This window comes from Halomonas sp. KO116 (genome assembly GCF_000734975.2).
In the GTDB taxonomy this organism is placed as follows: Bacteria; Pseudomonadota; Gammaproteobacteria; order Pseudomonadales; family Halomonadaceae; genus Vreelandella; species Vreelandella glaciei.
In genome coordinates this window covers 70,418-90,625 of record NZ_CP011052.1, presented here as the reverse complement: position 1 = coordinate 90,625, position 20,208 = coordinate 70,418, and the positions used below count along the sequence as shown (strand labels likewise).

The following is a 20,208-nucleotide window of genomic DNA, read 5'->3' as shown; positions in this document are numbered from 1 at the left end:
GCCTAAACCAACTGCCATTACTACTCTATGACACCAGGGGTTAAGCCGATGACGGAGCAGAACCCAATCGCCTTTAGCAGCCTTGTTAGCGCGATTACCCAACAGATAGAGCAGGCACGCGGGCAGGTTCGCCAAGCCGTGAATACGGCCATGGTACAAAGTTACTGGGAAATAGGCCGTTTAATTGTCGAGCACGAACAGCAAGGCAATAGCCGTGCCGAGTATGGTAAGCAACAACTACAGCAGCTCTCACAACAGCTTACCGAGCGACTAGGCAAAGGCTTCGATGTCCGCAACCTACGCAATATGCGCCAGTTTTATCAAAGCTTTCCAAAACGGAACGCAGTGCGTACCGAATTGAGCTGGACTCACTACCGCACTTTGCTGCGGGTGGAAAACGCCCAAGCCCGCGACTGGTATTTGCAAGAAGCGATCAACCAAAGCTGGAGCGCCAGAGCTCTAGAACGCCAGATAAGCACCCTTTATTACGAGCGCCTGCTGGCCAGCCAAGACAAATCCCTGGTAGAAGCCGAAGCTCAACAAAACACCCAGCCGTTGGCGGAAAGCGCCAAAGACTACCTGCGCGATCCTTACATTTTGGACTTCCTTAACCTGCAAGATAAAACCTACCAGGAAAGCCAGTTAGAACAGGCCATTATCAGCAACCTGCAGCAGTTTCTGCTAGAACTGGGCAAAGGCTTTGCCTTCGTTGAGCGCCAGCAGCGTATTCGCTTTGACGATGAAGATTTCTACATCGACTTGGTGTTCTACAACTTCAAACTGAAGTGCTTTTTGCTGGTGGATCTAAAACTCGGCAAGCTCAGGCATCAGGATATCGGTCAGATGGATACCTACGTGCGCTTATACGATGAACAGCGCAAAGGCAGCGACGATAACCCCACCATCGGCTTGGTTCTGTGCAGTGAAAAAAGCGAGGCCGTAGTGAAGTACTCGGTACTGGCCGAACAAAAGCAGCTGTTTGCGGCGAAGTATCTGCCTTATTTGCCCTCAGAGGATGAACTCAAGCGCGAGCTAGAGCGTGAGCGGGCTCAAGCAGTGGAACAGCTTCAGCAGAGGGAACTGGGCAATGAGTGATCGTTAGCATTAGAAAACGTAAACCGAACACCACTGTCGCCAACCTTCAAAAGTAGACTTAGCTAAGCACACCCTATTTCATTAGTATGGGGTTTGATGAAGCGTTCGCAACAAAGCCAATTTGCAAAACGTGGAGAGTAAATCTAATGACAACATCCTATCCACCCAGCAACTTTGGCTTTTTAGCAGAGCATGACGCGCTATTTGTCGAACTAACGGCCTCCGCCGAACGCGCCTTTTCTGGCGACCCCAACACCACCTTGATCAAGCTACGCCAATTGGGGGAAGCGCTCGCCCAGCATATGGCAGCGATGTCCGGGGTAGATTTTGATGACCAAACCAGCCAAGCCGACTTACTCTACCGTTTAAATCGCGAGCTGCGCCTCGAACCTCAAGTAAAAGAGCTATTCCACACTCTGCGTATCGAGGGCAACAAAGCCACCCACCAGTTTCGCACCCGCCACAAAGAAGCAATGGATGGCCTGAAGCTTGCCCGCGAACTGGCCATCTGGTTCCAACGTTCGTTTGGCAAGGCAGGCACTGCCTTCAAGCCTGGCCCCTTTGTACCCCCCGCTGACCCCAGCGCGCAGTCGCGCCAGCTTCAGGCCAATATTGAAAAGCTCCGCCACGAGCTTCAACACGCCAACAAGGCACTGGACAGTAGCCAGCAGCTTAACCAACTGGTCGAGCAAGAAAAGCGGGAATACGAGGCACTGGCCTTGGCCATGGACGAAGAGTCACGCGCCCTGGCAAAACAGGCACAAAGCCACGAACACGCACTAGACCAGCAACAACAGGCTTACGAAGCCAAAATCCGCGCCCTGCAAACACAAATCACCGCCCAGGGCGAAAGCAGCGTTAATCAGCAGCGCCAACAGGTAGCCAGCAAAACCCAAGCCGCCAGCAACACTCTAATACTGAGTGAAGAGTTAACACGCATACTGATTGACCAGCAGCTCAATGAAGCGGGATGGGAAGCCGACAGCCAAGAGATTACCTATCAAAAAGGCGCTCGCCCCGAGAAAGGTACCTACCGCGCTATTGCTGAATGGCCCACTCAGCCAGCGCATCAAACCAATGGCCAAAAGGAACGAGCAGACTATGTGCTGTTTTGCGGCTTAACGCCGATTGCCGTGGTCGAAGCCAAAAAAGAGAACACCAATGTGGCGGGCAAGATTGACCAATCCGAGCGTTACAGCAAAGGCCTAAACGTTGAGCCACCGCTGGTCGGCGCCTGGGAGCTTGCCGGGCGAACTGTTGCATGGCCCGCGGATGAAGAGGGCCACTTTAAAGTACCCTTTGTGTACTCCTGCAACGGCCGTCCCTATCTGCCACAGCTTGCTGAGCAGTCGGGCACTTGGTTTCGAGATACAAGGGAACCCAGCAACACTCGACGCGCCTTACCTCGCTTTCATACCCCCGGCGGCCTGCTAAACCTGCTGGAACGCGATAGGGAAAACGCTGACAAGCTACTCAAACAAGAGCCTTTCGGTTACCTGCGGCTCAGGGAGTACCAGCAAAAGGCGATTCTGGCGACTGAACATGCATTGGCCCACGGCACCCGCTATGCGCTGCTAGCCATGGCCACCGGTACTGGTAAAACTCGCACCATTATCGGCCTGATGTACCGGTTTTTAAAAACCGAGCGTTTTCACCGCATTCTGTTTCTAGTCGACCGCACCGCCCTTGGCGACCAAGCGATTGATGCCTTCAACGAAGCGCCGCTGGAGCAGAACCAAACCCTAAGCAAAATCTACAACGTGGCAGAACTGGGCGATATGGCGGCAGAAGCGGAAACCCGCGTTCAGGTCGCCACCGTGCAGGCCATGGTGAAGCGCATTTTTATAAGCGACCAGCCACCGCCGATTGATCAATTCGACTGCATCATCATCGACGAAGCCCACCGTGGCTACACGCTAGACCAGGAAATGACCGAAGGCGAGCTAGCCACCCGCGATGCTAGCCAGTACCTCTCCAGCTATCGCCGGGTGCTTGATTACTTCGATGCGATCAAAATTGCACTCACCGCTACCCCGGCCAAGCACACCAGCGAGATTTTCGGCAAACCGGTGTACACCTACTCCTACCGGGAAGCGGTGGCGGACGACTGGTTGATCGACCACGAGCCACCCATCCGCTATGAAACCCTGCTGACCCAAGAGGGCATCCTGTTTGAGAAAGGTAAGCCCATCGAGGTAATTAACACCCAAACCGGCGAAGTCGATACCACTGAACTTGAGGACGAGCTGCGCTTTGACGTCGATGCCTTCAATCGCCAGGTCATCAACGAAAACTTCAACCGCGTAATCTGCGAGCAGCTAGCCGAAGAGCTAGACCCGTTTGGCGATGAAAAAACGCTGATTTTCTGCGCCACCGACCTTCACGCTGACATGGTCAAACGGCTGCTGGATGACGCCTTTAAAGCGCTTTACAACGGTAGCTACAATCAAGCAGCGGTGGCTAAAATCACCGGCAAAAGCGACAAGGTCGACCAACTGATCCGCCGCTATAAAAACGAGCGTTACCCCAATATTGCGATTACCGTCGACCTGCTAACTACCGGTATCGACGTGCCCAAAATTTGCCATCTAGTGTTTATGCGCCAGGTGCGTTCGCGGATTCTTTTTGAACAGATGATTGGCCGTGCCACCCGCCGCTGTGACGAGATTGGCAAAACGGTGTTCACCATCTACGACCCGGTGGATATCTACGCCGCCCTGGCGGAGGTCAACACCATGAAGCCGCTGGTGAGAGACCCCAATATCAGCCTTGAGCAGTTGGTAGATGAATTGACCGATGAGCACCAGCTGGAAAATGCGCTAAATAGCCCCGGCGAACAGCAGGGCGAAAGCCAAGCTGATGTCGTGTTAAGCCAGCTCAGTCAAAAAGTAATGCGTGTACTACGCAAAGCCGAGACCAAAGCAGAAAATAAACCTGCGCTTAAACAAAAGCTCAATGACCTGCACAACCTATGGGGCGTGGAGCCGAATAAGCTCCATGAGCATTTACATAAGCTGGGGCCAAGGGAGGCATCCGTGTTTCTTCGCCAGCACAGCGGCTTGCTACATCAGCTAGCCGAGGTGAAGCACCTGGTGGGCAGCGAACGTATGCCGGTGATTTCCGACCACGATGATGAGATTCGCGAGCGCAGCCAGAGCTACGGCGTTCATAAACGCCCGGAAGATTACCTGGATAGCTTCAATGCGTTTATCAAAGAGCAGATCAACCAATCTGCCGCCCTGGCCGTGGTGGTTAACCAACCTCGTGATCTAACCCGTCAGCAGTTGAAAGACGTCAAAGTGCTGCTGGATAACCACGGCTACTCGGAAGCTAACCTGCAAAGCGCCGTACGCAACCACACCAACCAGGATATTGCCGCCAGCATCATCGGCCACATTCGCCGCGCAGCCCTCGGCGAGCCGTTAAAACCGTTTGAACAGCGCGTGGCCGATGCCATGGATCGTCTCTACACCCAGCACGACTGGACGCCCAACCAACGTAAGTGGCTAGGAAAGCTGGCCAAGCAGCTCACCAAAGAAGTGATTCTCGACCGGGACACCGTCAACCAACTCCCCGCCTTCCAAGGCGGCGCGAAGCAGCTGGATAAAGTGCTGGGCGAGCAGTTGGACAGCGTGTTGGAAGAGCTGAATGAGGCCATGTGGCCGCCCAAAAGTGCGTGACCGCGCTATATAGTTTGAGTATTTTTTCGTCATAGCGCTTTTATGATGAGCCGCCACATATATAGAAAACCGGCTTTTCTTAACATGTGCTCAGTAACGTGCAAAGATTTCGGTCTTTTCTAACCATGTCAGCGCTTCAATCGCTTTTTATCGCCCTAGGAACCTCATGACCCACAACGACATCGTTCAAAAACTCTGGAATCTGTGTGACGTATTGCGCGATGACGGCATCAACTACTCCGATTACGTCACCGAACTGGTGCTACTGCTGTTTATCAAGATGGTGCATGAGAATACCGAAGCGGGCACTCTGAAAAAACACCCGCTGCCGGAAGGCTGCCGCTGGACCGACCTTAACAATAAATCCGGTATTAACCTGCTGGACGACTACAAGCGCATTCTGCTCAGCCTCTCCAGTGGCCGCGATGGTACAGGGCGCTTGATTCATACCGACCCGCTAATCAGTGCCGTGTACGCCGATGCGCAAACCCGCCTGCGGGAGCCTCGCCACTTAGAGCAAATGATCAAAACCCTTGATCAGATCGACTGGTTTAGCGCCCAACAAGATGGCCTGGGCGATTTATACGAAGGCCTGCTGGAGAAAAACGCCAGCGAAACCAAATCCGGCGCAGGCCAGTACTTCACGCCCCGCGCGCTGATCAACAGCATGGTGCACTGCCTAAAGCCCCAGCCCGGCGAGCTTATTCAAGACCCAGCGGCGGGCACCGCAGGCTTTTTAACCGCTGCCGACCAATACATTAAAGAGCACACCGACGACCTCGCCGACTTGGACGCTCAACAGCAGCGGTTTCAGCAAAACAAAGCCTTTGTCGGTATTGAGCTGGTGCCCGGCACCCGCCGCCTAGCGCTGATGAACTGCCTGCTACACGGTATGGAAGGCGACGACGAAGGCGTGGTGCACCTAGGCAACGCCCTAGGCCAAGCGGGCGCAAGCCTCGCCAAAGCCGACGTGATACTAGCCAACCCGCCCTTCGGTACCAGCAAAGGGGGTGACGCCAGCATTACCCGCGACGACCTAACGTTTAAGACCAGCAACAAGCAACTGGCGTTTCTGCAGCATATTTACCGCAACCTAAAACCCGGTGGCCGCGCCGCTGTGGTACTGCCGGATAACGTGCTGTTTGAAGCCGGTGTGGGCACTGATGTACGCCGCGACCTGATGGATAAGTGCAACCTGCACACCATTTTGCGTTTGCCCACCGGTATTTTTTACGCTCAGGGCGTGAAAACCAATGTGCTGTTCTTTACCAAGGGCAGCGCGGCAGACAAGTATCAGGAAGAGGGTTGCACCGAGAACGTCTGGGTGTATGACCTGCGCACCAATATGCCCAGCTTTGGCAAACGCACGCCTTTTGGCGAGCAGCATTTACAGCCATTCGAGGCGGTTTTTGGCGATAACTCTAACGGCCAGAGTGAACGCCAGGAAGGCGAATGGAGCTTCCACTCCGATAAGATCGAACTGCCGGAAGCCACCAAAGCCACTGACGAAAACCAGGGCGTTGATGAGCGCATGATTCACAGCCGCTGGCGCTGCTTTAGCCGCACGTGGATTGCCGAGCACAAAGGCGACTCGCTAGATATCAGCTGGCTAAAAGACAGCGACAGCGTGGATGCCGCCAACCTGCCGGAACCCAGCGTATTGGCGGGTGAAGCTATGAGCGAACTGGTGCAAGCGATGGGTGAACTGGATAGCCTGATGCGGGAACTCGGCGCTGAGGAGGAAGCCGATGGGCAAAGTGTGCTTTTGAAGGAAATGATGGGTGAGGTGAAGAGATGAGTCAGGCCTCTTTCCCTAAATCTTGGGTTGAAATTCCACTAGGCGAGATGAACCAATATCAATCTCAAAACTCCCAGCCGAAAGATTCACCAGATGAAACTTTCGAACTATGGAGCGTACCGACTTTCCCAACAGGAAAGCCAGAAACGGTAAGTGGCAGTGAGATTGGCTCAAGCAAACAAGCAGTTGCGCCCCATGATGTATTAATATGTAAAATTAACCCACGCATTAATCGTGTATGGGAAGTAGGTGAAAAGGACGGCTATCGGCAAATCGCTTCTTCAGAGTGGATCGTAGTTCGTCAACCGCTGATTGAACCCAGGTTCTTTTTACGCTTTTTCCAATCCAACCAATTCCGTTCAAAACTCTGCGCCGACGTAACTGGAGTCGGCGGCTCTCTGACTAGGGCACAACCAAAAAAAGTGGCAACTTTTTCGGTTACGCTCCCCCCTACAGCAGAACAAAAAGTCATCGCCGATAAACTCGACACCCTACTGTCCCAAGTGGAAAACACCAAAGCTCGCCTTGAACGTATCCCACAAATCCTCAAACGCTTCCGCCAATCTGTGCTGGCGGCAGCGGTGAGTGGGAGGTTGACGGAGGAGTGGCGGGAAGCAGAGGCTTTTGAGCGCGTTTCTATAACGGACATCAAACAAAGTCATCGCAACTATTTAATCGCTAAGACAAAAAAATATTTGGAACCTATCCGTTTCAAAAAAAATAATATCGCATACCAACTTCCTGAAACATGGGAGTGGTTTAGAGCAGAGGAGCTCTGCGACCTTATTACTAAAGGCACCACACCCAAAAAAACAGACATGTCCAGCGATGGTAATGTTCCTTTTATCAAAGTCTATAATCTAACATTTGATGGAATACTCAATTTCTCTATCGAACCAACATACATTCCACAACACATACATGAAACCGTTCTCAAGCGATCAAAGGCATATCCAGGCGATGTTTTGATGAATATCGTTGGCCCACCACTAGGAAAAGTATCAGTAGTCCCAGATACTTTTCCTGAATGGAATCTAAACCAAGCTATAAGCATTTTTAGGCCTGTTTGCGGTGTAATACCAAACTATTTAGCTCTCTGCTTGAGAGATACTGAATTGCTTGAGAAAACTAAGGCAAAGGCAAAGGCCACCGCTGGCCAATTTAATTTAACCTTGGAAATATGTCGTGACTACGCAGTTCCGGTTCCACCACTCAAAGAACAAACCGAAATCGTCCGCCGCGTGGATCAACTCTTCGTTTACGCCGACCGTATCGAGCAACAGGTCAATCAAGCGCGAGCGCGAGTAAACAACCTCACCCAATCGATCCTCGCCAAAGCGTTTCGCGGCGAACTCACCGAGCAGTGGCGCAAGGATAACCCCGAGCTGATTAGCGGCGAGAACAGCGCCGAGGCGCTGCTAGAAAGGATCAAGGCAGAGCGGGTGGCTAAAGCGCCAGCAAAACGCCGCAAACATAGTGCATAAGCAGCTGAAGACATTGGCAATTCGGCGCAACAAAGGTTAGGCAAGAAAGCGAAACATGAACTTTTAAGCGGTGGATACATCAAATTGATTGGAAAAAGTTACCATTATGGTAAACAATACAACCAACGTTAGCGCCTATTCAGGGCAACCGCCTAGCGAAGCCGGTAGCAAACGAATTCATATTGAAGGCGGGCCGCTGTACGCCGTAACTGACGTACTGGCGCTGCTGGATGCAGGTGACAAGCAGACTGTGCTATGGACGCGCAAGTGCATAGCAGATGTTCAACAGCTTGCTTATGACATATCAGACGTCCGCGCATTGCTAAAACAAGCGCTTACCGGTGGTCGGTATTTAAAGTCTGAATGGTGTGTGCAGAAGCCAACAGGCCCATGGGCTGCATGCGATAGCTACCGCTTGCAGCGAATCGAGTGGATAGAGCATGCACACAAAGAAATGCACATAGAATATTATGTAAAATTTGCGATTGGCAAAACGGGCAAGCTACTGCTGCTGGTTTCTTGCCATACCTAGTACCGAGGAGTGTCATGGCTAATCACATTTGTCCGATCTGCGAATCTGGGCAGCTTCATGCCCGTAGCGAATGGATAGACGTTGAGCACATGGGCGAACATGGCCGCATTGAAAGCCACTTTTTGGCTTGTGATGGCTGTGGTAGCGAGCAGGCAGGAACAAAGGAAGCACGTGATAATAAGCGCGCAATGACTGCTTTCAAGAAACAAGCGCAGGGGTTACTCACTGGCGCAGAAGTGCTCGCATTGCGTAACCGTTGGCAGTTAAGCCAGCAAGACGCTGCCCGCATCTTTGGTGGCGGCCCTGTGGCGTTTTCTAAGTACGAATCAGATGATGTCATGCAGTCTGATGCAATGGATAAGCTGTTACGCGTCGCCGATCAGGTACCAGCTGCGCTGGAGAAGCTGAAAGCCGATGCGGGAGTGACAACCAGAGAAACTCGCCTTTGGAAAACGACCTCTATCGTCGGGCTACGCTCACTCCCACGCAAGGTAAATACTAAGGTGATCCAGTCTCATGAGATCGGGCGTGAGGTCTGTTATGGCTAAAGCTAAAGTCAGCAAAAAGCTGCAACAAGCGATTGATAGCTTGGTCATCAACGACGTTTATCTCAAGTCCGCGCAAGCTGAGTGCGAAGACGATTTTGATCCCAAGTCAGCCGATAGTTTAGAAGTGCTGTCGGTGCAGCAAATGCACATTGTGCTTAAAAGCGAAGTGATACAAGTAGATGGCGACGGCCAACTGGTACGCATCCATATTCGCCTTGGGGCTCGTTGGGTTTCACAACAAGAAGAGGATGAAGAGCCTGATATTAAAGCGCTTATAGAAGGGCAGTTTATTGCAGAGTACCTAGTAACCGACTCAATAGAGCAAGAAGCAATAGATGAGTACGCGCTTAAAAACGCCAGTTATCACGTTTGGCCCTATTGGCGCGAATTCTTGAGCTCACAATGCGAACGCTTGCGCTTACCGCGAGTGGTTTTACCCACCGTTCAGTTTAGCAAGCAACCCGATCCTATAGGCCTATAACATATTGGGTGCTGTGCACGGTGCTGCTAGACTCACTTGATCTACGCAAATCGTTACTAGGAAAGCCCCCGTATGACCAAGGCAAATATCAACACCCAGATGCTGACCTGGGCGCGCGAGCGCTCCGGCATTCAGGTGCCTGAATTTGCACATAAGTGCGGGGTGAATGAAGCAAAACTGCTGGCCTGGGAAGCGGGTGAACAGTCCCTTACTTTCCGCCAGGCGATGCAGTTTGCCGAAAAGGCCTATGTTCCTTTTGGCTACCTGTTTCTCACAGAGCCACCCGAAGAAGTGCTGCCCATTCCTGATCTTAGAACGCTGGAAGGCCAAAGTGTCACTCGCCCGAGTGCTGAGCTTTTAGATCTGATCAAACTGATGCTTCAACGCCAGGAGTGGTACCGGGACTATTTAAAGCAGCACTTTACCGAGCCCAATCCAAATGTTGGCCGCTTTTCTGCCAATCACTCTGTCGCTGACCTCGTCGCCGATATGCGCGTTCAGTTAGGCGTTGGCGATCATCCAAAGCGTGGCAAATGGGATGACTATTACCGCGATTTAACCCAGCGAATCGAAGCACTAGGCATCCTGGTAATGCGTCAAGGCGATATGGGCCACTACACACGCCCTTTGCGCGTTGAAGAATTTCGCGGGTTTGCCATTGTAGATGACTATGCGCCTATCATTTTCGTCAATCATGGCGATGCGCTAGGTGCGCGCTTATTTACTCTGATCCATGAGCTTTGTCATATTTGGATTGGGCAATCTGGCATTTCCGATGGAAACGCTAATACGCACCGCCAACAAGAAGTGCTTTGTAATGCCGTCGCGGCAGAGTTTTTAGTACCAGAACTAGAATTCAGCTCTCTTTGGCAACACGATTTAGCGCACTGGCAAGATAACTTACCTGCGTTGGAAGCCCACTTTCACGTCAGCACTTGGGCATTGGCACGCCGTGCGCTGACGCTCAATTTTATCTCTCAAGCGCAATACGGCCATTATATTGCTGAACAGCAGGCACAACACAAAGCAAATGAGAGCAGTGGCGGGCCAACCTACTACCAGACTAAGAAATCCCAAATCAGCCAATCTTTTTCTAGAGCGGTGGTCAGTGAAGCACTGAGTGGTCAGTTGATGTTACGCGAAGCGAGCGACCTGCTGGGTGGAGTCAAACCGAATAAAATAGAGCGCTTCGCTAAGGAGCTGGGCATTTGAGATATTTACTGGACGCAAATACCTATATCGAAGCAAAAAACCAGTACTACGGAATGGATATTTGCCCCGCTTACTGGGACTGGCTGGATAGGCAGTTTGCGCTAGGTACCATTGCCAGTGTCGACATGATTGGCCGAGAGCTAAAAGAAGGTAACGATGAACTGGCTATCTGGGTTCGCGAGCGGCCAGGTCACTTCATCAGTAATGATGATGAGCTTACACAAACACTGTTTGCTGATATCGTGCAGTTCGTTATGGAAGGCGACTATAACCCCGGCAATCGCGATAACTTCCTGGCAAAAGCCGATCCATGGATTATTGCCAAAGCAAAAGCTATCGGTGCCAGTGTGGTAACGCATGAAGCTGTCGCTGCCGTTAATACGCGAAAAGTTAAAGTCCCTAATATCTGTCAGCAATTCGAAGTCCCCTGCCTCAACACTTTCCGGTTTCTGCGGGAATTAGAAGCTCGGTTTGTTCTTGGTCAATGATTAGCAGTACAAGAGCGGTTTAAAAGGGCAAGCTTACCGCCGTATATTTGAGAGCCCTATAGCGTCGAGTTTGAGCCGCCAAGTATAAGCAATCACTCTATTTTTGAAACGGCAACACATCCGCTTGCTTCGACCGGCCAGCCCTCCCGGTATTATGCTTAAGCTTGAGAGGCACCACGTTATCCCCAGCATCAGACTGAACACTTAGGTAACCTGGGCGTAAATTACATAGCATCTCTATCGTTGCTGGCGGTAAACCAATCTGGTGAACCAGTTCAGTTCGCTCAAAGATGCCGTTATCTAACAGAAGGTGCGCGCCACGCATCATCAGCTTGGGCTGCTCGAAAGCCAGGGCATCATCACCTGGCTCGCCTTTCGTCCATTTACGCGCCGAACGCCCTTTCCACAGCCTTAGCTCTAATTGTTCTCTCAGCAGCGATAAATCACGGCAGCGCACAATCATCGACGCCACCGAGACTTTCCAGCGCGACTTGAGCGAAAGCAGGTTATCCAGCGTCGGCCATACGACCTCTTGCGCAAAGCTCTCGGGCGGCATTAAAAAAGCACTGGCAAAGCGATGCGCTTGCCCTTCTAACAGGTCATACAGCTCTTTTTTAGCGTATTGCGCAGCCGGTATTTTGGCGTGCAGCACTACATGCCCAAGTTCATGCGCGGCATCAAAGCGGCTACGAATTGCATTCGCTTTGTCTTCAGCGATAAGCACATAGGGTCGGCCATCTAAAACGGAGACATGGGAAACACCGTCCATTTTGACGTGCCCCAGGGTGGCGCGAGTGCAAATAATCCCCGCATTTTCCATTATTTGGATCACATTTGGGATAGGGGCAGAACCTAACTTCCAAGCCTCACGGCACTCTCTGGCGATGTCTTCTATTTCTTCATCGCTGATCAATCGGCAATCGTCCGCGTCCAGCATCGGCACATTGACTTCTGGCCAATCCATCGCATCTTGAAAGAAGTCAGAAATCTCTTGGAGCCACGCCAAATACAGCTGTGATCGTTCACGCGCCTGCTTATGAACAGAGGCTTGAGAGCGGAAAAAGTAAGGTCGCTGGCTTTCCTGAACGACAGGAGGAACAGGCTTCAAAAACCACATGCGAGAGACTTGAAACACATGGCAAAGACGATCAAATGACTCGACTTCAGGTAGCTGGGTGCCTTTTTCCCAGGCCGAAACCGTACTGGAAGAGCGGCCTAGCTGCTCTCCCAGTTCCGCGAGGGTCAGATTTTGGGCCATGCGCAGTTGGTTCAACCGCTGGCCTTGAAAGCCATCAACCCCTGTTCTCATGTCACTCGTTTCCACCTTCGATTTGATCTCGGTTCTCTGCGCGACGCATCCTATCACGCAGGGTCGGATAGGCAATATCTTCTACCTCATCGCCTGCTTCGCTGTAGTACTGCCACAATTGACCTACATCCATATACAAATGAAACCCTGCCCGAGGATCACTGTAGGGAACTGCTATCGTCACGCCGATTGGACTACTGTGATCACTTTCTGACCACTTTGTTGTATGCGGCAGCAATAACGCATGAAGAGCCTCTTGGCTAGGCCCTAAAGGTGAGCCGGATGCCTTAAAAAGATCAGGATGTTGTTTCTCCAGCCTTTCATTTTCCCTACTAAGATCGCGCCGGAATTTAGCATCTCGAATAGGGGGTGTCCTACCCATCGTAATAACGCTAGTAGTGATTTGCATGGTAGGGGCACGAATAAGTGCGTAATAGCCGCCCGCAGGCTTAGTCGCTTGGTTACTCGCTTCGAATTTTTCATCTTTTGGCAGGCTCAGCAATGCTTCCTGCACGGTGAAATGATGTGACTGGGGCCCTGGCCCAGCCAGCGGTACATGCTTATAAGTCTCTTTGAGGTGACTATCGCTTTTCTGAAAAGCCGCCTCTATGCTTTCGAGCATTTGCTGTAAACGGTGACTAGGTAATTCCTGGCAAATAAAGCGGCACAACTCTTCTTTGTTCAGTTCTGCTTGATTCACGAGCGACTCCTGGGCAGGAAAGCGATCCGGTAAAGCGGATTATAGACCCATATTTTCCTGTTATCCATGTAACCATAAGCATTGGGTAGAGCCATAACCAAAAAAACATTGTCAGTTACAACAATGTTCGTTGCACCATTGCGCCATAAATAACCGTGACACCCAAAAAATTTGAAACTATAATTTCAAAATTTACGTATTAATGAAGGTATAGCTCTATGCCATCTCGTTCAGCGGTTGTGTTCCCTAAGGATCTCAAGGTGTTAAAAACGCTGGGCGAGAACATCTTGCTTGCCATGAAGCGCCGTAAAATAACCCAAACCCAGCTATCAGAGCGCACGGGGCTCTCTATGCCGACGCTGCGCAATATTCTGCGTGGCGAGCCTAGCGTCTCAATGGGCCATTACCTGGTGGTGTTATCGTCGCTTGGCCTTGCTAACGATTTAGCGAACGTAGCATTAGACGATGAGTTTGGGCGCAAGCTGCAAGATATCGAGCTGCTAAAAACGTCTAATAAGGCCACTATTAAGTCGAAACACGCTAGCTCTGTGGTTTATCGCCCTACCACCGAAGGCAGGCGTTGATCATGAGTAAATCGATATGGGTCTATGCTGATTGGCTTGCTACGAAGCCACCTGAGCTAGTTGGGAGGCTAGAAGTCGACCTTGTTCGGGGCAGCGAAGTCTACCGCTTCGCCTACGCAAAGACATGGCTCGACTCTCCGCTTGCGGTGCAGATTGACCCTAAGTTGCAGCTGTTTTCGGGGGATCAGTTCAATAATGACGCGCGCAACTTCCGGGTGTTCCTTGATTGACACCAATCTCGCTGTGGGAATTCTATCAATCCAGGGCCACAGTGCTCTAAAGACCTCACGGACTTAGCTATCTGGGTTTGGATAGAGGATATGTGCAGGCCTTTCCCGGAGTTTCCATTCGTATTTTCAACACAGAGCCAGTAGCGGACTCCGTCATATACAAGATGCGTCGGTCAGCGCCACCGAAAGCTAGATTGGTGAGCGTTTTCCCCTGGGTAGGAGAACGCAGCCGCCATAACGGCACACCATGAGGATCAAACACCCATACACAGCCGTTGCCAGCATCACATACAAAGAGGTTGCCTGCTTCGTCAATCGCCAGACCGTCAGCGCCGGACACACCACCAGCGAGTGAGACGAACATTCCCACCTTGCCGGGGGGTCCGTCTTCGCGCAGCGGGAGTCGCCAAACGCCGTTGCCACGAGTCATGGCCACAAACAACGCTTTTTCTTCCAGGTCGCAGACCAGCCCGTTGGGGCTGATCCCGTTGCTCAGTAGTCGATCAATATGGCCCGTATTGGGATCGAAGCGGTAGACCCTCCCGCTGGGATCCTGCAGGCCAGTCTGTCCCTGATCGGTGAAGTACAGCAAGCCGCGTCGGTCGAAGAACAAATCATTGACGCCCTTGAAGCTCTCGCTGCCGCAATGGGTGAGGATGGGCTCCGGCGTGCCGCCCTCTGGCGAAAGCGTCAGGATGCCATGACGGTAGTCGGCAATCCACAATCGGCCATCCGGGCCGAAGGCCATGCCATTCGGCCAGCCATCATACTGAGCGATGACCCGCCAGTTGCCCTCGGGGGAGACGCAGAAGATGCGACCATGGGGGATGTCAGTGAGGTAAAGTTGTCCCTGGTCATCGAACACTGGTCCTTCCAGGAAGCTCGGCACCTGCTGCCCCGGCTTGTTGGCGTCGATCCAGGCGGAAGGCGTATCGGAGAGTTTCAGTTCTTCCGGTACCTGACTGAAGACTTCGCAATAGCGAGTTTCGGGGGGAGCGTACAGGCTCATGACGATATCTCCGAGTTGGTTTTCACAATAGCCACCGAGTGTCGTACCTTGACGGCGATGAGTACCATGATCAACGTGGCGGCCAAGGAGATCACCAGCCCCTGTGTTAATGCCGCAATGCCGGCTACCGCCAGTACAAAGCGCTCCCATCCCTTGAGCGAGCGCTTAAAGAAGCCAACGTTGGCGGCACTGATCGCCAGGGTGGCCAATGCCATCATTGCAACGGTGAGTACAAGGATGGGAAGGTCGCCACCTGACAATGTCTCAAGATTGATTTCAGGGTGAAAGACCCAGGCGAAGGGCAATAGGAAGGCAACTACCGATAGGCGCAGGGCGCTCAGAGCGATACTGATTGAGCGATCCCCTGTTATGGCCGCGGCGGCAAATACCGCCAGCGCCACCGGCGGTGTGATGGCCGAGAGCACGGCGTAGTAGAACACGAAGAGATGCGCCTGGAGCAGACCGACACCGAGATCCAGGATCGCGGGGCCAGCGACGAAGATGACCATCAGATAAGAGGCCGCTGTAGGAAGCCCCATACCGAGAAGGATCGAGCAGCAGGCTGCGAGAATCAGGGCTAGCACCAAGTTGTCCTGGCCGAGGCTGACGATGGCCTGGTTGAGGGTGACACCTAGGCCGGTCACGCTGACGGCGCCGATGACGATGCCGATGGCGGCACAGGAAACCAGAACCGCGAGGCCATCTTTACCACCATCGACCACAACATCGCGCAGTCCGCTCAGACTGAGGCGTGTGCCGGGTAGCAACATAGCGACGACGAGCACCACAGCGGCGGCGCTCATGCCGCACCAGGTGGGTGAGTAGCCAGCCAGCAGAAGGCCTATAAGCGTCGTGAAACCGGCCATCAGCACCAAGCCTTGCGCACCTCGCCGAGCATCGAAGGGTTCGTCCCCCTCTTGCTCGGGGGTCAGGTTCAGCCGGCCGGCTTCGAAAGCGACCGCACCGGACAGGGCCAATAGATACAGGAAGGCGGGAATCACCGCCGCCAACACTATACTTGGATAGGGAATGCCTGTGATCTCGGCCATGATAAAGGCGCCTACCCCCATAATGGGAGGCATTAGTTGGCCCGAGCAGGAGGCCACAGCCTCGACGGCGCCGGCAAAACGACTTTGGTAACCGGCGCGCTTCATCATTGGAATGGTCAACACGCCAGTCGACATGACATTCGCTGGGGCCGAACCATTGATAGAGCCGAACATGGCCGAACCGATGATGGCCGCCTGAGCTGCACCAGAGCGCTTGCCCTTTGCCAAGCGAAGGGCCAAGAAGTTGAAGAAGTCCCCTGCCCCGGTATGCCGAAGCGTGGCACCGAGAACTACGAACATCAGTACCACATCGACCACCGCCGCCAGGGCTATACCGTAGATGCCCTGATAGCTGTAGCTGACCTCCAGAACCTCGTCGAGCCAAAACTCTCTATGTCCCAGGACACCTGGCAGCCAATGGCCGTAGAGCAAGTACAGAATCGCGCCACCAGTGATAGCGACCAGGGTCCAGCCCTCGACCCGGCGAGCCCCCTCAAGGACTAGCAATGTGCCAACGGCGTAGCACAGCATGTCTTGGTGATTAGGCAGTCCCTCGCGGAAGGCGGCAATGTCTTGGTACTCGATCAGGTAGTAGCCGCTGCTGACCAGCGTCAGGCCGATCAGGAGCCACGACAAGGCCTGGTCGGCAACGGGTAAACGCGAGAAGAGTGGACCGGGCTTAAGGGCGAAGGTTGCAATCAGACCAAGCATGAGACTGATGCCGTACATGATCTGACCGGGGTAGCGCACACCAACGGTCGTCCAGACGATGAAGGCCGTCAACGCCGCGCAGGCAGTCAAGCCTAGAACCCGCAGCGCGGGTCCTGGCGTATGGGAGTGGGATACCGACATGGATACCTCTTGGCCGAGAGGCCAGTATTATTGGATCAGGCCAATCTCGCGGAAGTAGCGCGCTGCACCGGGATGCAACTCGGCGGTCAGGCCGGAAGCGGCCTCGTCCAGGCGCAGCAGATTCAAGGCGCTGCTGGTCTTCTTGATCTCATCCAGATTGGCCCAGAGGGATTTAGTCAGATCATAGGCGGTAGCGTCGTCCATCTCGGCATCGACCACGAACATATAAGGGAAGCTCCAGAAGTGTATGTCCCCCTCGGCGGTAGCACGCCCTTGATAGGCATCCTCGATATCCTCGGCGGTAACCGTTTTCAGTTGATAGTGCTCGCCAGCCGTGATGTGTTCACGGAAAGCCTCCATCTTGTCTTCTTCCGGTGAAATGAAGGCCAACTCCATACTGCGTGAAGCATTGTCGATCGCCGCCTGGGGCAGACCACCCCACACGAAGGTGCCGTCGAGACGGTTATTGGCCATTTGATTGAAGGCATCGCTGTAGTCGATGAACTGGGTGTCGACATCCTCCCCCGGGGTCAGACCATAGGCTTCGAGGAAGGCGCTTGAGACACGTCCGGCATTGCCGCCTGGACGGCCGATGGCAATGCTGTGGCCGGCCAAGTCATCGAAGCTATCAATGTCGGCGTCCTTGCGCACCACGTATTGGCCAGCACTGGTGCTAATGGCGAACAGGCTCTTGAACCCCTTGTAAGCCTCGGTATAACGCTCGGGATCCTCACTGAAATTGCCCTTTCCCTCGATGGCATCGAGATAGTGAGGCGCCCCGATCACAGCAACATCGACGCGGGAGGCGGCCAGTTGGCGGAGTCCCTTGACGCTGCCATTATCCACCACGGTCAACCGCAGTTCACCGTCGGCGTCGGCCAACTGGTTCGACCAGGCCACGGCTAGTGCGTAGTCGTCGGAGGTCTGCGATGTTGCGCTGACGACCAGATCTTCGGCAAAGACACTGGCACTGGCTAGGCAGGAGGAGAGAGCAGTGAAGGCAGCTAGGTATTTGAAAGAATTGTTAGTCATGACCTTATCTCCGTTTCAGGGATTGCGTGCTGTATTTGTCAGTGGTTTAGTTTGACGTTTTGGAAGTCGCGTCGTCGACGCAACGGGGAGGAGGGCCGTCGTAGTGCCACAACCATCCCTTAGGAATGGGTCCTTTGTTACGCCCCCCTTGGCATTTCTGTTCCCACGCATGGGCGAGAATACCCACCGATCGGGACAGGCAGAACAGGCCACGCGCGAGTGGGGCGGGAAATGCCAGTTCGGCGTAGATGGCCGCCGTGGCACCATCAATGTTAAGTGGGATCGGTTTGCCTTTGGTCTCAGCCAACTGACGTTCGATCTCCCGGGCGATAGCGGCATAACGACCGTTAATCTCGCCACGTTCTGCGGCTTCGTCGATTAACTGCAACAGGCGCGGTGCTCTTGGGTCGACAGGATGAAAGCGATGACCGAAGCCTGGAATTATCTTGCCTTTATGCTCACGCCAGACGGAGAGCCCCTCCCGAGTGGCCTCAGCCAACGTCAGGCCACACTGGAGTCGTTCATCAATGATGTTATAGAGTTCCACTGCCTGCTCGCCTGCGCCGCCGTGCACGTCGTCAAGGACATTGACTGCAGAGGCCATGGCGTTGTTGAGACTGCTGCCACATGTCATCGCCATGCGTGCTATGGCAATACTGGGCGCCTGGGGGCCGTGATCCACAGCACTCATCAGGGCCGCCTCCAGCAGCGCCGACTGCGCCTGGGAGGGCAGCTCGCCACGAGTCATCAGCCACACCATATCAGCGAAGCCGACACGACCGATCAATTCTTCGATGGGGTAACCGTGATAGCGAATTTCACCCGGTTTCATATCAATAATTTTGGTTCGCCACCACTGAGCAGCTTGAGTGTCTAGAGATTCTTGTGTCATGCGCCTGACTCCTGACGGGGTTTTGTGGGCTGGGTTCCGAACCAGCGAGCATTATCGGCACCGAGCAAGGGAGGAGGCGTTGTCACTCGCGGAGCCTGACCATCGATCCGATAGCCCCCACTGACGACCTTGAGGGGACGACCAATGCCGGCATCATCAAAGCGCTCAATCAATCCTCTCTCACGTACCTGGGGATGATTGAGGGCTTCTTCGACACTGTAAACAGGACCTGCAGGCACCCCGACGCCTACCATGGCATGCCACCAATGTTCAGTGGTGTTTTCACTCAAGGCAGTCTCAATCAGACTTTTCAGTTCCTTACGATGCTCGAGTCTTGCCTGACGATTCGCGAAGCGTGTATCAGTGATCCACTCTGAATGTTTTAGCAGGTGACTGAGTGCCTCAAACTGCTCCTGCTTGTTGGCGGCGATATTCAACAAACCATCCCCTGTCCGAAAGGTGCCAGAGGGACTAGCCGTCACGTTGTCATTGCCCAGCGGAGTCGGGGCATGGCCTGCTACCAAAAGATTCGAGACAGCCCAGCCCATTGTCGCCAGCACTGAATCGAGCATAGACACATCGATGAAATGAGCGCGGCGCTCAGGTTCAGCAAGAGCTGCATTGATCGCCATAGCTGCGGTCAGTCCACCGATGGTGTCGGCCAGCGGATAGCCGACCCGGTAGGGTGAATGCTCGGCATCTCCTGTGATGCTCATCACTCCGGACATACCCTGTATGATCTGGTCATAGGCGGGAAACGTGGAGAGCGGTCCATCCTGGCCGAAGCCTGATATGGCGCAATAAATCAGCTGTTTATTGACCTGCTTAAGGGAGTCGAAGTCCAATCCTAGGCGCGCCATGACACCGGGGCGGAAGTTCTCCACCAGGACGTCTGCCTCCTTGACCAGGGCGATGAACTTGTCTTGATCCTCGGCACTCTTCAGATCAAGTGTGACTGAGCCCTTGCCTGCGTTCTGAGCCAGGAAGGAGACCCCCATATGTTCACGGTTTAGGTCTGCATCAGCGCCCAGTTGCCTGGCTAGGTCGCCACCACCAGGGCGTTCCACCTTAATCACTTCGGCTCCCAGGTGGGCGAGCTGGTGACAGCAGAACGGACCCGCCAGGACATTGGTTAGGTCGAGAATCCGGTAGCCTTTGAGAGGAGCCGACATGCAGTTTCCTTTGAGAGAACAAGTTTCACTAGAGAGAATAGTGATCCATTTGTCGTCTTGC

The 20,208-nt window shown here is 53.5% G+C and carries 18 protein-coding genes; 11 read left to right on the top strand and 7 right to left on the bottom strand.

Going from position 1 to position 20,208, the window contains the following annotated elements; genetic code table 11:
* The first annotated feature begins 48 nt into the window (after nucleotides 1-48).
* From KO116_RS00440 to KO116_RS00400, 9 genes are all read left to right on the top strand, one after another.
* Nucleotides 49-1,095, top strand: a complete 1,047-nt coding sequence (locus tag KO116_RS00440; protein WP_035556220.1) for a PDDEXK nuclease domain-containing protein — start codon at nucleotides 49-51, stop codon at nucleotides 1,093-1,095.
* 146 nt (nucleotides 1,096-1,241) lie between these two features.
* A complete protein-coding gene (gene hsdR, locus KO116_RS00435) occupies nucleotides 1,242-4,775 on the top strand; it encodes a type I restriction-modification system endonuclease (RefSeq protein ID WP_035556222.1) in 3,534 nt (1,177 codons plus the stop codon).
* A 166-nt stretch (nucleotides 4,776-4,941) separates the two neighbouring features.
* Nucleotides 4,942-6,573: a class I SAM-dependent DNA methyltransferase gene (locus KO116_RS00430; RefSeq protein ID WP_035556223.1), complete on the top strand. Its 1,632-nt coding sequence runs from the start codon at nucleotides 4,942-4,944 to the stop codon at nucleotides 6,571-6,573.
* Complete coding sequence (locus KO116_RS00425; RefSeq protein WP_035556226.1) at nucleotides 6,570-8,057, top strand: restriction endonuclease subunit S; 1,488 nt, start codon at nucleotides 6,570-6,572, stop codon at nucleotides 8,055-8,057. Before KO116_RS00430 ends, KO116_RS00425 begins: the two co-directional genes overlap by 4 nt.
* 88 nt (nucleotides 8,058-8,145) lie before the next feature.
* Entirely contained in the window at nucleotides 8,146-8,589 is a 444-nt protein-coding gene (locus tag KO116_RS00420) for a hypothetical protein (protein ID WP_200897119.1), read from the top strand.
* A 14-nt stretch (nucleotides 8,590-8,603) separates the two neighbouring features.
* Nucleotides 8,604-9,137, top strand: coding sequence for a type II toxin-antitoxin system MqsA family antitoxin (locus tag KO116_RS00415; protein WP_035556230.1), 534 nt, complete (start codon nucleotides 8,604-8,606; stop codon nucleotides 9,135-9,137).
* The gene (locus KO116_RS00410; protein ID WP_035556231.1) at nucleotides 9,130-9,618 is read left to right on the top strand and encodes a hypothetical protein; all 489 of its coding nucleotides are present in this window, start codon (nucleotides 9,130-9,132) and stop codon (nucleotides 9,616-9,618) included. The genes KO116_RS00415 and KO116_RS00410 overlap by 8 nt, the downstream gene beginning before the upstream one ends.
* A gap of 72 nt (nucleotides 9,619-9,690) precedes the next feature.
* Entirely contained in the window at nucleotides 9,691-10,830 is a 1,140-nt protein-coding gene (locus tag KO116_RS00405; protein ID WP_035556233.1) for an ImmA/IrrE family metallo-endopeptidase, read from the top strand.
* The gene (locus tag KO116_RS00400) at nucleotides 10,827-11,318 is read left to right on the top strand and encodes a DUF4411 family protein (RefSeq protein ID WP_035556235.1); all 492 of its coding nucleotides are present in this window, start codon (nucleotides 10,827-10,829) and stop codon (nucleotides 11,316-11,318) included. The genes KO116_RS00405 and KO116_RS00400 overlap by 4 nt, the downstream gene beginning before the upstream one ends.
* A 97-nt stretch (nucleotides 11,319-11,415) precedes the next feature.
* Here KO116_RS00400 and KO116_RS00395 read toward each other — a convergent pair whose 3' ends face one another.
* Both KO116_RS00395 and KO116_RS00390 read right to left on the bottom strand, forming a co-directional pair.
* Complete coding sequence (locus tag KO116_RS00395; protein WP_045812023.1) at nucleotides 11,416-12,627, bottom strand: helix-turn-helix domain-containing protein; 1,212 nt, start codon at nucleotides 12,625-12,627, stop codon at nucleotides 11,416-11,418.
* 1 nt (nucleotide 12,628) lies between these two features.
* Nucleotides 12,629-13,327: a hypothetical protein gene (locus KO116_RS00390; protein WP_035556238.1), complete on the bottom strand. Its 699-nt coding sequence runs from the start codon at nucleotides 13,325-13,327 to the stop codon at nucleotides 12,629-12,631.
* 218 nt (nucleotides 13,328-13,545) lie between these two features.
* Here KO116_RS00390 and KO116_RS00385 point away from each other — a divergent pair, with 218 nt between their 5' ends.
* Nucleotides 13,546-13,911: a helix-turn-helix domain-containing protein gene (locus tag KO116_RS00385; RefSeq protein WP_082072522.1), complete on the top strand. Its 366-nt coding sequence runs from the start codon at nucleotides 13,546-13,548 to the stop codon at nucleotides 13,909-13,911.
* A 2-nt stretch (nucleotides 13,912-13,913) separates the two neighbouring features.
* A complete protein-coding gene (locus KO116_RS00380) occupies nucleotides 13,914-14,141 on the top strand; it encodes a hypothetical protein (protein ID WP_035556239.1) in 228 nt (75 codons plus the stop codon).
* A gap of 67 nt (nucleotides 14,142-14,208) precedes the next feature.
* Here the strand turns inward: KO116_RS00380 and KO116_RS00375 are convergent, their stop codons facing one another.
* From KO116_RS00375 to KO116_RS00355, 5 genes are read right to left on the bottom strand one after another with little or no spacing between them, the layout of a single operon-like run.
* Nucleotides 14,209-15,150, bottom strand: a complete 942-nt coding sequence (locus tag KO116_RS00375) for an SMP-30/gluconolactonase/LRE family protein (RefSeq protein ID WP_035556241.1) — start codon at nucleotides 15,148-15,150, stop codon at nucleotides 14,209-14,211.
* On the bottom strand, nucleotides 15,147-17,051 hold the full coding sequence (locus KO116_RS00370) for a TRAP transporter permease (RefSeq protein ID WP_052703689.1): 1,905 nt from the start codon (nucleotides 17,049-17,051) through the stop codon (nucleotides 15,147-15,149). The genes KO116_RS00375 and KO116_RS00370 overlap by 4 nt, the downstream gene beginning before the upstream one ends.
* Before the next feature lie 27 nt (nucleotides 17,052-17,078).
* Nucleotides 17,079-18,083, bottom strand: a complete 1,005-nt coding sequence (locus KO116_RS00365; RefSeq protein WP_035556243.1) for a TAXI family TRAP transporter solute-binding subunit — start codon at nucleotides 18,081-18,083, stop codon at nucleotides 17,079-17,081.
* A 46-nt stretch (nucleotides 18,084-18,129) separates the two neighbouring features.
* Nucleotides 18,130-18,975 carry a citryl-CoA lyase gene (locus tag KO116_RS00360; RefSeq protein WP_035556245.1) on the bottom strand — a complete coding sequence of 282 codons (846 nt, stop codon included), beginning with the start codon at nucleotides 18,973-18,975 and terminating at the stop codon, nucleotides 18,130-18,132.
* Nucleotides 18,972-20,147 carry a CaiB/BaiF CoA transferase family protein gene (locus tag KO116_RS00355; RefSeq protein WP_045812022.1) on the bottom strand — a complete coding sequence of 392 codons (1,176 nt, stop codon included), beginning with the start codon at nucleotides 20,145-20,147 and terminating at the stop codon, nucleotides 18,972-18,974. Before KO116_RS00355 ends, KO116_RS00360 begins: the two co-directional genes overlap by 4 nt.
* Nucleotides 20,148-20,208 lie beyond the last annotated feature (61 nt).

Bases quoted from the DNA above. Each gene is read 5' to 3' on its own strand.
- KO116_RS00440 (WP_035556220.1), top strand. From the start codon at position 49: ATGACGGAGCAGAACCCAATCGCCTTTAGCAGCCTTGTTAGCGCGATT.
- hsdR (WP_035556222.1), top strand. From the start codon at position 1,242: ATGACAACATCCTATCCACCCAGCAACTTTGGCTTTTTAGCAGAGCAT.
- KO116_RS00430 (WP_035556223.1), top strand. From the start codon at position 4,942: ATGACCCACAACGACATCGTTCAAAAACTCTGGAATCTGTGTGACGTA.
- KO116_RS00425 (WP_035556226.1), top strand. From the start codon at position 6,570: ATGAGTCAGGCCTCTTTCCCTAAATCTTGGGTTGAAATTCCACTAGGC.
- KO116_RS00415 (WP_035556230.1), top strand. From the start codon at position 8,604: ATGGCTAATCACATTTGTCCGATCTGCGAATCTGGGCAGCTTCATGCC.
- KO116_RS00410 (WP_035556231.1), top strand. From the start codon at position 9,130: ATGGCTAAAGCTAAAGTCAGCAAAAAGCTGCAACAAGCGATTGATAGC.
- KO116_RS00405 (WP_035556233.1), top strand. From the start codon at position 9,691: ATGACCAAGGCAAATATCAACACCCAGATGCTGACCTGGGCGCGCGAG.
- KO116_RS00395 (WP_045812023.1), bottom strand. From the start codon at position 12,627: ATGAGAACAGGGGTTGATGGCTTTCAAGGCCAGCGGTTGAACCAACTG.
- KO116_RS00385 (WP_082072522.1), top strand. From the start codon at position 13,546: ATGCCATCTCGTTCAGCGGTTGTGTTCCCTAAGGATCTCAAGGTGTTA.
- KO116_RS00380 (WP_035556239.1), top strand. From the start codon at position 13,914: ATGAGTAAATCGATATGGGTCTATGCTGATTGGCTTGCTACGAAGCCA.
- KO116_RS00375 (WP_035556241.1), bottom strand. From the start codon at position 15,150: ATGAGCCTGTACGCTCCCCCCGAAACTCGCTATTGCGAAGTCTTCAGT.
- KO116_RS00370 (WP_052703689.1), bottom strand. From the start codon at position 17,051: ATGTCGGTATCCCACTCCCATACGCCAGGACCCGCGCTGCGGGTTCTA.
- KO116_RS00365 (WP_035556243.1), bottom strand. From the start codon at position 18,083: ATGACTAACAATTCTTTCAAATACCTAGCTGCCTTCACTGCTCTCTCC.
- KO116_RS00360 (WP_035556245.1), bottom strand. From the start codon at position 18,975: ATGACACAAGAATCTCTAGACACTCAAGCTGCTCAGTGGTGGCGAACC.
- KO116_RS00355 (WP_045812022.1), bottom strand. From the start codon at position 20,147: ATGTCGGCTCCTCTCAAAGGCTACCGGATTCTCGACCTAACCAATGTC.